Origin of the sequence: Chitinophaga sp., from assembly GCF_035538455.1 — a bacterium.
Lineage (GTDB): Bacteria > Bacteroidota > Bacteroidia > Chitinophagales > Chitinophagaceae > Chitinophaga.
The window spans coordinates 45994-59281 of sequence record NZ_DATLKJ010000048.1; the positions used below are offsets into that span (position 1 = coordinate 45994).

Genomic DNA, 13288 nt, shown 5'->3' on the forward strand with positions numbered 1-13288 from the left:
CCTGCCTTTATACATTCCATCCTGCCTTTATTTATTCCATTTTTTTTCTGATAGCGTTCGCTTATTTAATTCGCATATAACTAACCAAACATCTGATTGCTATGAAAAAAAAGGGATTTTTAATCGACATGGATGGCGTAATCTACAAAGGCAGTGAGCCCATTCCCGGCGCAGTTGATTTTATCAACGGGCTCAGAGACAAAGGGCTGCCCTTCCTCTTCCTCACCAACAACAGCCAAAGGACCAGCAGGGATGTTTGTTACAAGCTCAATAAAATGGGCTTCAGGGTAAATGATACGGATATTTTCACCTGTGCCATGGCCACAGCCAGGTACCTGGCATCCCGGAAGGAAAATGGTACCGCCTATGTGATCGGCGAAGGTGGCCTGCTGACAGAACTGCATAATGCGGGTTATTCCATTGTAGATGATCAGCCGGATTACGTGATTATCGGCGAAGGCAGAACGATCATGCTGGAATCTGTGGATAAGGCGATTAATATGATCATGAAGGGCGCCAAGCTTATTGCCACCAACCTGGACCCCAATTGCCCGATGGGAGGCGGTAAGTACCGGGTAGGTTGCGGCGCACTGGTGGCTATGCTTGAATTTGCGACGGGTATCAAAGCTTTCAGCGTAGGGAAACCAAGCCCGGTGATGATGCGTATGGCAAGGAAAGCCTTGCAGCTCACCACAGATGAAACAGTGATGATAGGGGATACCATGGGGACAGATATACTGGGAGCAGGCTCTATGGGCTTTACTACCGTACTTACCTTAACAGGCGTGACCCGGGAAGAAGACCTGGCACATTTCGGCTATGCTCCTGACTTTGTGATCCGGTCCATTAAAGACCTGCTGGAGGAAGAATTGTTTATGCGGGTGATGGGAAGATCTGCGCTTGTTACTGATGACTATTAAACGGATGTTGCCATAGGGCTTTTTATGTTGTTTGAAGTGAGGCCGGCCGGGCTATCCCGCCGGCTTTCTTTGATCTTTTCGCTTTGTCAGTTAAACGACTTCCGAAAAGCCAAAGGGGAGACATTCGTTTTGCTTTTGAATAGTTTGATGAATGACTGTGGATGCTCGAAGCCCAGTTTATATGCGATTTCGCTTGCAGATAAATCGGTTGCCGACAATTTTTCTTTTGCCTTTTCGATCGCTTTACTTACTGTGTATGAATTGTTGTGTGCTTTAGCCGGTTAAATTTTTTAAGTAACCGGCTTAAATAGTTGGGTGAGATATTTAATTCGTTCGTGATGAATTGAACGGTGGGTAGCCCGTGTGAAATATGGATGAGTTGCCCTATTGTAGCCTATAGACAACCTATTTTCTGTTAGCCGTATCACCTTGACTTTTCCTGTACAAGTACGCTGAACATTAATCCCATGGCATTGTAGGGTACTGTGATTCCCTATCATTCGTAAAGACATTGTGCGTAACAATGGCATTATGAGAATGAATTTCGAGGTCACAATTGCCCTTCGGGCGACAGAACCGCAGATGAGACAGCTAACTCCGCTACTTTTTGATGACCAACATGATTCCCCAGGCGCCGAACAATAACCGGTATTTATGGGCCAGCCTGGAAACTATACCCGCAGCCTCGTTAAAGCCGGTAATTTTGATGGCGTATTATTGGCAAACGATGTATTTGAGAAGCGGGGTATGCCTGAATGCTTATAGGGAAGTTGCCAAGGTCATTTACGCAAAGGCGCATTAACCAATTTTGGGAAAATTAAGAAGGAGGTTCAGCCATGAATAAGTTTAATGGTATATGGTTTCCTGTAGGAGGAATCGGGAGTTAGCTTGATACAGACGTAACCGGGTAATAGCCAACAGTTGTTTGTTATATTGAATTTTTCGACTTCCCTTATATGAATGGCTTGTATTTTGGCTATTAATGTTTTTTCCTTTAACGCTACTTTAACAATCTTCCGTCCTGGGGAGAGGCTGTCTCAAAAGTAATTTTTACCCAATTTTATCCGGGTACCTGGTGGAGAGAGTTTTCGTTTACGATATTCTCAGTGCCTTCAGATTACTTTTGAGACAGCCTCTATGTTTTTCAATTGTACGTATCGGTTATTCTACCGGTTAATATTTAATAACGCAAAAATTAAAATGATGAAGTACAGATTATTTTTTTCAGCGATGCTGGCAGTGGTTGTTGCCGTGATTTCTACTACAGGTGCAATGGCACAGCAGCCATCAAAAGAACAACGCAAACAGATGGCAGATACCAGTAAAAAAACTGGATCCCGTCCCGCAGCACCGGTATTAAAACCAGCAAAGGTAGATACTGCGAAGAAGACAGGCAAAAAACATTGATTCTATCAATATTGTATTTACCAGGCAGAATAGGAAACGTTATTGCAAGCAGACAGCGGTGTACCGGCGTGTTCATTTGAATGTTGTAGAAACAGGAGCGTAATAAAACAGGAACATTTGCTGTTCCGGAAAACCGGAAGGTTGCGGCCGCTGTTTGTAGTTCCTGGAATGGGGAGAGCAATAACTTTACCAGGGTCCGTAGCGGTATATTATTGATGTTGGGCTATTACCTGTCATACCAACGAAGTTGCTGATGTCGCAAATGGTGAAATATTAGTAGAATGTTTACTACGGAAGCGCTTCAGTTATTGGTGCATTAATCAACGGAGGCGGCTCTTCAGCGGCCAGCCTCCTTGTTTAGATAGGCTATTGATGACATTTATAGGCAGCTATTAAATATTTTCTTTCAAAAAAATTAAAAATAACATTGGTTGCCATAGGAAGAATGCGCAATCTGTTGTTTTCTATCAGGAAGAAGAACAGCCTTCCGGTGAACGAAACGTAGTCTGTACAGTAGTATTTATTCAAAAAAAATTAGTATATGAAACAAGTAAGAATGCCCCTGAAAGGTATTGCCTTTACCCTGTTAGCCGCCACTTTGGTGACCTCCTGCAAAAAGAAAGACGATCCGGCTCCGCCACCGCCACCAGCCAGGAATGCAACTATGCAATTCGTGCATGCTTCTCCAAAGACCGGTGAATTGACCGCAGATATCAATGGCAAAAAGCACCAGGATAAACTGAAGTTCCTTGGACAGTCAAACGGGTACATTCCTGTGCCGGCTGACAAAGAAGCGGTATTGAAATTCTTACTGGACGGAAGTAAGTTAATAGTGGATGGGAAATATGCGTTGACAGACAAAGTGAGTTATTCGTTGTTCGTGTATGACACGCTGTTGAACAACAAAGTAAAGGCATTGTTGTTAACGGATGACCGCAGCAGCCCGGCAAAAGGGAAGTCCAACGTACGTTTCCTGCACCTGTCACCTGATGCTACCGCTGTTGATATTGATGTTTTTAAGAATAAAGACAGTCTGCGGTTGGTAAGTAATGCTACTTATGTTGGGGATAAGCCCGATATTAAATCACTATCTGTATTCAAATCTGTTGCTGCGGGTGATTATCATGTGAAAGTCAAAACCAAGGTTGGTGGAAAAGAAACGACGATACTCGATATTCCTATTGTTAAACTGGAGGATGGAAAAGTGGCAACATTGTACCTGAGTGGTCTGGCAAAGGGGACGGGAACCACCAAAGTTGCACTCCAGGTATCACAACATAAATAAATTTTTTGGGATGTAGAGAACGGAAAAGGCCACCTCTGAATACAGAGAGTGGCCTTTATGTGTGATAACCTATATGGTTATACGTTAAAAGAGCTCTTCCTTAAGAAGTTGATGTACAAATTGGACAGCAAAGTGCATGGGCGGCTACGCATGTGTGCCTGGAAGCAATGGAAGACAATCAAAGGGCAGTGCCGGCATCTCATAAAACTAGGCGACCTAAAGGTGACGGATAGCAGTGGAGTAACGCCAGTTCGGGATATAGCTGCATGTCACGCAGTCCGATATTGTGTAGCATACTCGCCAGCAAGTACTTTAGGAAGAAAGGTTACTTAGGATTCTATCATCACTAAGATATGAAAACAGAACATCGGAAGAAATTATTCTAACAAACCGCCGTATACCAGGCCGGTACGTACGGTGGTGTGAAAGGACAGTGAGGGAAATAATCCCTCACTGTCTACTCGATTTCCTGTTTATTTTCTCCGCCATTGGTAACCCAGGAAAAGGTTGAACTGCTGGTTGTATATTTTCCATTGATGCTGTATGCGTGGGTCTTCTATAACCGGTATAAATCCACGGGAATAGCCAGCGCCTATATTCCAGCCATTGTTGCATTCATAGCGCAGCTGTACCACGATGCCAGCATCAAATTTGTAGCGGAATCCTCCCGGAGCAGTAGCGGTGCCGAAAATGTTTCTTTCTGTTGTTATTTGTCCATCGGCGCCTTTTCGTTCTATACTGCTGTGCAGCAAGCTGCTAACGTAAGGGCCGGCAGATAACCGGAACCGGTGAAAGTAAGCAGTAGTTGAGATGGGGGCTATCATCAGATAAGTGCTCTTAAAACGGCTGTTGTATACCTGTTGGCTGTTGCTGTCCAGGAGATGCAACATCACCGGACTTTGCCCAACTGATAATTCGGATTGGATGCCAAAATACTTGCTTAGCCTGGAGTGCACCGTAATTCCTGCAAACATACCGGGCAGAGGTTTTACGTAGCTGCCGGACGACAATAAATGAAGGTCCCCACCATATAGTGAGCTGGAAGATACCCCTGCTTTTATGCCAAATGATACTTCCCGGTATCCGCTACTGTCTTGCTGGGCGCAAACAGGCGGAAGTAATGCAAGGAAAGCTATCATTATCAGAATATGTTTCATATCATTCGTTTATAAGTTAATATCCCAGATGCCGGCTGTTCTTTCCATTTCCACCAGCGCCGCGGCATATCCATTTAGTGCCTCGTAATAGCTCTGTTTCAGGCTGTTGTAGGTGCGCTGGGCATTCAGTACTTCCAGCAGATTGATCTCGCCGGACCGATAGCTGTATATCTTACCGTCGAGTGCTTTCTGCGCATCTTCCAGTATGCCGGTATGAAACTGGCTTACTTGTTTGCGGGCAGCGAGGTAATTATAATAGCTGGTGGCCACTTCGGTTTGTACCTGTAATGCCGCCTGCTGGTAACGGGCAGCTGCCTGGGCTGCGCTGTATTGGGCCGATAACAGCTCCGCCTTCGACCTGCCGGAAAACTTCAATGGTATGCTAATACCTGCGGAAATAACATTCGTGGAAGGGGCTGGTGCTATGGTGTTGGTAGCACCGGAGTTTTGCGCCATTCCCAGGCTTAGTCCAAGGTCCGGCATCCTGTTGGCCTGTGCCAGCTTCACCAGGTTGTTGGCCACTTCTTTATCTTTCACGGCAGCGAGGACATCGGCCCGGTTGCTGACAGCGGTGTTGATAAGGTCTTTTAAACTAAATTCCCTGTCAAATCCGGATTTGAACGTAGCAGGGTAGTAAAGCGTATCTGATGATTTTCCCATCAGCATCCCCAATTGTAATAAGGCGGCCTTAAAGCTGGCTTCATGCTTATACACTGTATTCAACATGTTGGCGGCTTCCAGTTTACTCTGGCGCGCATCTACTGCTTTTATTTCTCCCAGCTGAAATCGGATGCTATCTGCCCGGGCAAACAGCGACATGTTTTGATAAGATTCCGTGGTTACTTTGAGCAGGTTTTCCTGTAGTGTGGTTTGCAGGTAGGCCAGCGTGGCATCTGCCCTGAGCTGGCGATAGTAGTTTTCCAGCAACAGGTTTGTCAGTTCCAGCTGGCTTATTGCTACGCTGCTTCTGGCTTGTCGTTTATTGCCCAATTCCAGCAGCCAGTTGACAGAGGTACTAAATCCATACCCCATTTTCATTCTTTTCTGCCCGTTATCCACCCAGCCAAATGACAGCGTCGGGTCTGGGAAAACCTTTGCCGCAGCAACCCTTGCGGCAGCCAGGTTGACGTTGAACCGCTCTGTTACATACGCCAGGTTGTTATTTGTTATTTCCGCCAGGAAGCGGGTATAAGTCAACGAGTCAGTTACTTGTGCATTTCCCCGTACTGCCAGGAAAAGCAATAGCAGGATATTACCATATCTGATAGCCATCTGTTTATTTTTTTTCATCCTTTTGCTGATAGTCTGTAGCACCCCATTTGCTTTCAGACAGATAATACAATGCCGGCAAAACAAATAGCGTAATGACGGTAGCAGCCAGCAGGCCGTATACTACTACGGTAGCCAGTGGGCGCTGAACATCTGAGCCAATGCCGGTAGCCAATGAGGCTGGCAATAAGCCAAGAATGGCAACGGTGGCGGTCATCAATATGGGCCTGAACCTGTTGGCCGCACCGGCAATTACGGCTTCCAGTAAGGTAGCTCCCTGTATGCGCAGCTCATTGAAATTGGAGATCATGATCACTCCATTTTGAATAGCTACGCCAAACAATGCAATAAAGCCAACCGCAGAAGATACATTGAGGGTCATACCTCTTATATTGAGCGCCAACATGCCGCCAAAGAGTGCCAGCGGAACAATGCTGAGGATCAGCCCCGCCTGCCGGAATCGTCCGAATGCGCCGTATAACAGAAGGAACATAAACAGCAGCGTTACAGGCACCACCACCGCCAGTTTTGCGTAGGCGCGCTTTTGATTCTCGAATTGCCCTCCCCATACAATCCGGTATTTTCCGTGATCATAAGAGATGTCTTTTTCTATACTGTGCCTGGCCTGTTCCATAAAAGAAGACAGGTCCACGTTCCGGAGATTTAGTTTTACAGTCAGGTGCCTTTTGTTCATTTCCCTGGTAATGATGCCTTCCCCGGTAGTGGTGCTGATAGCAGCTACCTGCGACAAAGGAATCCTGGCCCCAGTGGGAGATGCCAGCATCAGATTGGCAATTTTTTCCGGCGTATTTCGGCTGTCTTCTTTATACCGGCAGGTGATATCATATACTTTATTGCCGGTAAAAAGCTGGGACACCGGTTTACCACCAATGGCTACTTCTACCAGCTCCGACACAGTGCTCACGTTCAGCCCGTATTGCGCCAAAGCCGCTCTGTCGATTTTAATTTGCAGTTGTGGCAGAGGGGGCTCCTGGTCGATAGAGAGATCTACCGCGCCTTTTATCTTTTTTAGGGACTGTAGCACCTGCTGCGCTATCCGCCGGGTTTCTGCAAAATCGTCGCCATATACTTTTACAACCAGCTCGCTATGGGCGCCTGATATCCGGTCCATCACGTTATCGATCATCGGCTGACTGAAGCCAACATTATAACCTGGCATTGCGGCATAGTCGGCCGCCAGTTCTTCAATAAGATCGGCTTTGGTTTTTCCTTTGGGCCACTCTTTATAAGGCCGGAGCCCTACAGAACATTCAAAATGGGAGGCCGACCAGGGGTCTGTTCCATCGTCATTTCTGCCGGCATGCACCATCATATAGGTGATCTCTTTGTGTTTCAGGGTTACCATACGTAAAGAGTCACTCATTTCTTTCGACTTCTGGAGTGATATGCCCGTGGGGAGTTGTATCTGTAGCCATATAGAGCCTTCATCTAAAGAGGGGAGAAAGTCTTTGCCTACGGTCGCGGAAAGTATAGCAGCGCTTATCAGCACTATGCCTAATGGCCACAAAACCCTTTTAGGCTTTTGCATGATCTTTCTGGTACGGGCCAGGTAGGCTACGGATAATTTTTCCAGCCATTTGTTGTGGTATAATTTGCGCGGCTTTCTGTATACGCTGTAAGCGAGACCTGGAATTAGCAACATTGCTACTATCAAGGCACCTGCCAGAGCGTAGCTCACCGTAAACGCCATTGGTGTAAACAGCTTACGTTCTACTCTTTCAAAAGCAAATAAAGGCAGGTAGGCGGTAATGATAATAATGGTAGCAAATAATACCGGCTTGCCAACAAGCGCCGCCCGTTGCGCTATGGAACGCTCGTCCAGCGGTGCCAGTTCATTTTCTTCCCGTTTTTTCAGGATCGTTTCCATCATCACAATGGCGCCATCCACGATAATTCCAAAATCAATGGCGCCCAGGGAAAGCAGGTTGGCCGGAATGTTGGTAAAATACATCAATATAAAGGCAATCAGCAATGCTAATGGTATTGTAATAGCAACGATCAATGCCCCCCGCCAACTGCCAAGAAATACGATGAGCACTATAATGACCAGCATCATGCCCTCTATCAAGGTGTGTGAAACCGTATTCAGCGTGGTGTTCACCAGGTCTGTACGATCCATATATGGCCGGATCCGTACTCCCTCAGGCAGCAGGTGGTTGTTGAGATCATCAATGGCATTGTGTACTCCCTGCAATACCAGCGTAGGGTTTTGCCCTTTTAGTAATTGTACTACGCCTTCGATGCTTTCATTGTAATCTACCTCCCGGTCTGTAAAGCCCAGGATGCTTTTCCGCTCCAGGTTGCCATATCTGAGTTCACCTACGTCTTTTAGCAGAATAGGAACGCCTTTGTTGGTTTTAATAACCAGGTCGCCAAGTGCTTCCAGTGTTTTCACCAATCCGATTCCGCGGATCACATAGCCCAGGTCGCCCTGGTTGAGTATACTTCCGCCGGCGTTGGCGTTATTGTTAGTGATGGCGGCCTGGACATCGCCGAGCGACAATTGATATTGTTCCAACCGTGCGGGGTCTAGTTCTACCTGGTATTGGGTGGTAATGCCTCCAAAATTGGTGACGTTGGTTACACCGGCTTCCTGTTTTAAACGGGGTATAATTACCCAATTTTGCAGGTCGGTCAATTCCCTCAGGTCATGGCCTTTACTTTCTATCACATACCGGTAGATTTCCCCGATAGGGGAAGTCAACGGGTCCAATCCCGGTTTGGCTCCATAGGGAAGTGTTAATGCGTTCAGTCTTTCATTGATACGTTGCCGGGCCCAGTAGTCTTCGTAACCATCCTGAAAAACAACGGTAACGATAGATAAGCCGAAGGTGCTTTTACTGCGCATGACGCTCATGCCGGGAAGCCCATTCAGTACCCGCTCTACCGGGACGGTAATCTGCTGTTCCATTTCCTCCGCTGCCAGTCCGGGCACCTGCGTAATAATCTGGGCGCTTACATCCGCAATATCCGGGTATGCTTCGATAGACAATTGTTTCCACGAATAATAGCCAAATAGTGCCAGCATTATAAAAAAGCCTATCAGTAACCATCTTTTCCGGATGGTTATATAAATCAGGTTCATCATGTTGTTTTCAATTAATAAATAATGGCTACCTGGCGTCCAATAGATAATAGGCGCCATCGCTAATGACGGTATCGTTTTCTGAAAGCCCCGACTTTACTACCACCTTGTTGCCGAGGACACCGTTTGTTTCTACCTGTTGGCGTACGTACCTGCCAGCAGCGACCTGCCGGAAAACGAAGGAGGTATTGCTTTGCTGCAGCAGTGATTTGGGGGAAATCAGGATGGTAGGTTGCGGCGTGTTTTCAAAATTAACATTCACATACATACCCGGTTTAAGTGCATGGTCGTCATTTTTGCACTCCATTAATACTTCCACGCTGCGGGAGCTTTCCTCGATCAATTCGTTGATATGAAAGATTGTTCCCCGTATAATTTTACCTGGCAGCGCGGCAATGGTGATCTGTGAATGGCTCAGCTGACGGATAGCGCCCATATCTTTTTCTTTGACATGGCCAGCTACCCATACCTTTGATAGTTCCGCTACTGAGGCCACACTGGCGCCGTCATTTTTTATCAATTGGCCTACTACTACTTTATTCTCTACTATTTCACCTGTAATAGGGGCGTAGATGATCAGGGGCTGTCCCAGGACCAGTTCATCGGGATTGGCCTTGTATAACCGGATACTCAACCGGGCGCTTTCAAATTCTTTTTTTTCTACATCATAATTCATTTGCGCCTCTTCCAGCTCCCGTTGAACGCCTACGCCATTGGCCACTAAATTACGCTGTCGTGCCAGTCTTTTCTCTGCCAGCAGCAGTTGTTCTTTCGCCTGAAAGAATGCTTTCTGCGCTGTAATAAAATCCTGCGAACTCATGGAAAAAAGGGGAGTAGCAGGCGTTACTTTCATGCCAAGTTTCAGGTAAGCTGAAAGGACCCTGCCCGAAAAAGTCGGCGCTACTTCTGCAAACTTATTGGGGATCACCTTTACCACGCCTGCTACAGACATCTGTTGACGTAACAGCTGTCTGCTGATGGTGTCAATATGGATTTTTTTTGCCAGTGCAGATTGTGAATTAATGATTACAGTGTCGCCGTGCAGCTCACAGCTGTTGACAGTTGTACGAGAAGGCTTTTGTGTACATGATGTCATGAGTAATGTACCATAAAAAAATGCCTGTATTTGTTTCATTGTGCCATTGTTAAGCGTTATAAGTTCATATATGCGGATTTTATTTATCCAGCCATAGTTGTAAATTAATGGTAGCATCTACTTTGCTGTTGCCTAAAAAAGCATATACATACTGCTTTTGAATGTTTATTATTATATTCATTTCCATTATTTTTTGTTTACTGATAGAAGAGTGGTGCTGCTGTTGTTTTAATTAGGTCTACGTTTAATAAAACCGGAAGTAGAACGACCTTCCTATTCTTTTGGGGAGAATGCAGGATCTTTAACATTTTATTTCGTAGCTATTCAGAAAAGGCTTATATAAATAAAAATAGGAGGCGCTATAAAGCGCCTCCGGGTTAATTATAGGTATGATGTGAGCTACAATCTGCGATTGGGGTTGACTTTAACCATATCTGTTATGAAAACAACAAAAAAATGAAACTTCCTACAGAAAAGAATAAAAAAACTAGAATCTGAGGGTATAGGATAAATAAAAAGTAAGATCAAATAAGCGGTTTCCTGATGATGTAGTATTATAGCTATTGTCTTCCAGGTTCCAAACATCCCGAATGTACTTGTTACGGGCCTGGTAGGCATTATAAAGGCCGGCAGATAACTTGTGCGTAAGCTGCTGACCGGTATGAAATGAGAAGCTGGTGTTAAAGTTCAGTCGATGGTAGGCCGGCAGTCGTCTGGACTTGTACCCGGTTCTGTCAAAGACAAAGGGATTTTTCTCGTCGGGTTCTTTATTGCCAGGATCCACAGGAGCGGGAGTATCAAAGTCATCATTGACTCCCGGAGGAAGGAACTCTGCATCGCCGGAACTGAAATACCATACGAGGCCGAGGTTCCAGTTTTTAAGCGGGCTATAGTTGATGGTGGCATTTAAATTATGCCGCCTGTCATAACAGAAAGGATATTTTTTCCCTTCGTTAATGTCTGGAAATTGTCTTTCGCTCCGGGTAAGCGCATACGAAAACTGAAACTGCCATTTATTGATTTGTTTCCTGGCCAGTACTTCCAGACCGTAACTCCAGCCTTTCCCCGCGAGGACATCGGTTTCCCAGGTATCTTCATTATAGAAGATATTTCCCTTTTCTGCGAAGTTGGTGTTGTTGCTCATCTGCTTGTAGTAAGCATCTACAGAGAGGAACAACCCTTTTTTGTCATTGAAATTATATCCCAGGTTTACCATATGGCTTTCCACAGGGCGCAACAGTCCGGTACTAGGCACCCAAAACTCGCTGTTGATGCCTAAAAACGGTGTAGTTACCTGGTGAAGGTATTGTATCATGCGGGCATACGAAAAAGTAAACTGCTGGTCATGATTGATCCGCCATGCGGCAAATAGCCGGGGCTGAAGGGAACGATGGGTGTAGCTATGGAATTTGTAGGTGGCGTAGTTCAGGCCCGGTCGGATTAATATATTCGTTCCGATGCGCAATTCATTTTCAGCATAAAGGGCGAACTCGCCAAAGCGAAGCGGTTGCATGGGCCGATAATAACCCTCTTCTTCCAGAAATTCGGGAGAAATGGTGGTATTAAAAGGCCGGATCGTGATATGGGCATACCTGGCGCCAAACCGGAACCGGGAATTGGGTAATGCGTTGTATTCAAATTGGGTTTTTGCTTCCAGTTTGTCAATGGATGCATAATTGTTAAACGCCTTACTATCTTCAGCCTGCTGGGTAGAATCGTTGAACAGCGCGAATTTAATACCGGCAAGATTGGTATAGTTACTGACATTTACAGTGGTACTTACAAATGAGCGGACGCCGAGCAAATGGATCCAGTTGAGCGTTCCCAGCCGGTTTCCCCAAGCCTGCAGACGTTGATAATCCGAATTATGGATATTCAGGTGGTCTTTGCCGAGGTAGCCGGTAAGCATCAGCTTATTATTGGCATTGAGGAGATGGGTTAACTTAAAATGGATATCATAAAACCGCAGTTGGTACTTGTCATCCAGGATATTCAACAGTGGATTGGACCAACTATGGCGCATGGAGAACATCATGGCGGTTGATTGTTTGCGTAATGGACCTTCTACGGACATGGCGCCGGCGAGCAGTCCCGCATTGGCTTCCCCCGTCCATTTGTCCATGTTTCCATCCCGGGTATTAACTTCCGTGATAGAAGAAATGGCGCCATCGAAACGACTGGGGAAGTCATTTTTATATTGCCTGATTGATTTAACCAGCGTACTGTTGATGATTGAAATTTCACCCAGCAGGTGACTGGGATTGTACACCTGGTTGCCATCCAGCAGGAAAATACTCTGGTCCGGATCACCACCTCTAACCACCAGTTTTCCGGTAGTCTCCTGTGTTTCCACATTGCCCGGCAACAAGTATAAAGATCTCACGGGGTCTGTTTCTCCCATGAAATTGTTGTAGGCATCAGTTTGGTATTTATCCATCCGGGAGCCGCCATCGGGTTGAAGTGTATTGCCCGCGTCAATTTTTACCTCTGGTAGTTTAACTGGTGAGATGATGAGGTTTTTTTGAGTAGATGTCTCAAGCAAGATGGTGATTGTTTTAGGAGGGAGGCTGCTGTGTTTTACCTCCAGGTAGTGTTTGCCCCGAGACAACATCATGTTGTAATAGCCAAACCTGTTGGCCTGGCAGATCTGACCGGACGCCAGGTCTTGTATTGTGGCATAGGCCAATGGTTCCATACTGCCTTCTTCCATCGTGAATCCGTAGAGCGGATACTGCTCAGGTGTTTTTTTTGCAGGCAGAAGGATGATCTTGTTGTTTATTTCTTCTATTGTTACTTGCTGCCCGTTCAGTAATTTATGGAGTACGGTACCCAGCATGACATTTCCGTCAGCAATAGAATAGGTACTGTCTGTAGTGAGGTAGTTGGTGGAATATTCGATGATCGTGCCGCTATAGCTGCTTATTTTGGATAGTAAGAAAGGAATGCTGCCGGTGGCAGCATGGCATGTGAATATTTTCCTGGTAAGGGATTGTTGGGCATAGGAGTGTAATGCACTACAAAGCAGTACCACGGATATGAGAAAGCCTA

At 45.9% G+C, this 13288-nt stretch carries 9 protein-coding genes; 3 read left to right on the forward strand and 6 right to left on the reverse strand.

All coding sequences use genetic code 11. The features are described 5' to 3' along the window. The first annotated feature begins 101 nt into the window (after positions 1 to 101). Positions 102 to 920 (forward strand): HAD-IIA family hydrolase, encoded by an 819-nt coding sequence (locus tag VM802_RS06175; RefSeq protein WP_295867848.1) that lies wholly within the window; start codon positions 102 to 104, stop codon positions 918 to 920. Between the two features lie 86 nt (positions 921 to 1006). Here the strand turns inward: VM802_RS06175 and VM802_RS32310 are convergent, their stop codons facing one another. Beyond that, entirely contained in the window at positions 1007 to 1138 is a 132-nt protein-coding gene (locus tag VM802_RS32310) for a helix-turn-helix domain-containing protein (RefSeq protein WP_414647047.1), read from the reverse strand. Between the two features lie 982 nt (positions 1139 to 2120). Between VM802_RS32310 and VM802_RS06185 the strand changes: the two genes are divergently transcribed. Further along, entirely contained in the window at positions 2121 to 2327 is a 207-nt protein-coding gene (locus tag VM802_RS06185) for a hypothetical protein (RefSeq protein ID WP_325528959.1), read from the forward strand. A 541-nt stretch (positions 2328 to 2868) separates the two neighbouring features. Beyond that, positions 2869 to 3612 carry a DUF4397 domain-containing protein gene (locus VM802_RS06190; RefSeq protein WP_168737422.1) on the forward strand — a complete coding sequence of 248 codons (744 nt, stop codon included), beginning with the start codon at positions 2869 to 2871 and terminating at the stop codon, positions 3610 to 3612. 473 nt (positions 3613 to 4085) lie between these two features. Here the strand turns inward: VM802_RS06190 and VM802_RS06195 are convergent, their stop codons facing one another. From VM802_RS06195 to VM802_RS06215, 5 genes are all read right to left on the reverse strand, one after another. Further along, positions 4086 to 4769, reverse strand: a complete 684-nt coding sequence (locus VM802_RS06195; protein WP_168737421.1) for an outer membrane beta-barrel protein — start codon at positions 4767 to 4769, stop codon at positions 4086 to 4088. A gap of 9 nt (positions 4770 to 4778) precedes the next feature. Beyond that, a complete protein-coding gene (locus VM802_RS06200; RefSeq protein WP_168737420.1) occupies positions 4779 to 6041 on the reverse strand; it encodes a TolC family protein in 1263 nt (420 codons plus the stop codon). Between the two features lie 4 nt (positions 6042 to 6045). Continuing rightward, entirely contained in the window at positions 6046 to 9147 is a 3102-nt protein-coding gene (locus VM802_RS06205; RefSeq protein WP_168737419.1) for an efflux RND transporter permease subunit, read from the reverse strand. A gap of 25 nt (positions 9148 to 9172) precedes the next feature. Then, the gene (locus VM802_RS06210) at positions 9173 to 10279 is read right to left on the reverse strand and encodes an efflux RND transporter periplasmic adaptor subunit (RefSeq protein WP_168737418.1); all 1107 of its coding nucleotides are present in this window, start codon (positions 10277 to 10279) and stop codon (positions 9173 to 9175) included. Positions 10280 to 10727: 448 nt separating this feature from the next. After that, positions 10728 to 13271 carry a TonB-dependent receptor plug domain-containing protein gene (locus tag VM802_RS06215; protein WP_325528960.1) on the reverse strand — a complete coding sequence of 848 codons (2544 nt, stop codon included), beginning with the start codon at positions 13269 to 13271 and terminating at the stop codon, positions 10728 to 10730. Between the last annotated feature and the right edge of the window lie 17 nt (positions 13272 to 13288).

Excerpts from the sequence above, each read along its gene's own strand:
- VM802_RS06195 (WP_168737421.1), bottom strand. The coding sequence starts at position 4,769 with ATGAAACATATTCTGATAATGATAGCTTTCCTTGCATTACTTCCGCCT.
- VM802_RS06200 (WP_168737420.1), bottom strand. The coding sequence starts at position 6,041 with ATGGCTATCAGATATGGTAATATCCTGCTATTGCTTTTCCTGGCAGTA.
- VM802_RS06205 (WP_168737419.1), bottom strand. The coding sequence starts at position 9,147 with ATGATGAACCTGATTTATATAACCATCCGGAAAAGATGGTTACTGATA.
- VM802_RS06185 (WP_325528959.1), top strand. The coding sequence starts at position 2,121 with ATGATGAAGTACAGATTATTTTTTTCAGCGATGCTGGCAGTGGTTGTT.
- VM802_RS06190 (WP_168737422.1), top strand. The coding sequence starts at position 2,869 with ATGAAACAAGTAAGAATGCCCCTGAAAGGTATTGCCTTTACCCTGTTA.
- VM802_RS06175 (WP_295867848.1), top strand. The coding sequence starts at position 102 with ATGAAAAAAAAGGGATTTTTAATCGACATGGATGGCGTAATCTACAAA.
- VM802_RS06210 (WP_168737418.1), bottom strand. The coding sequence starts at position 10,279 with ATGAAACAAATACAGGCATTTTTTTATGGTACATTACTCATGACATCA.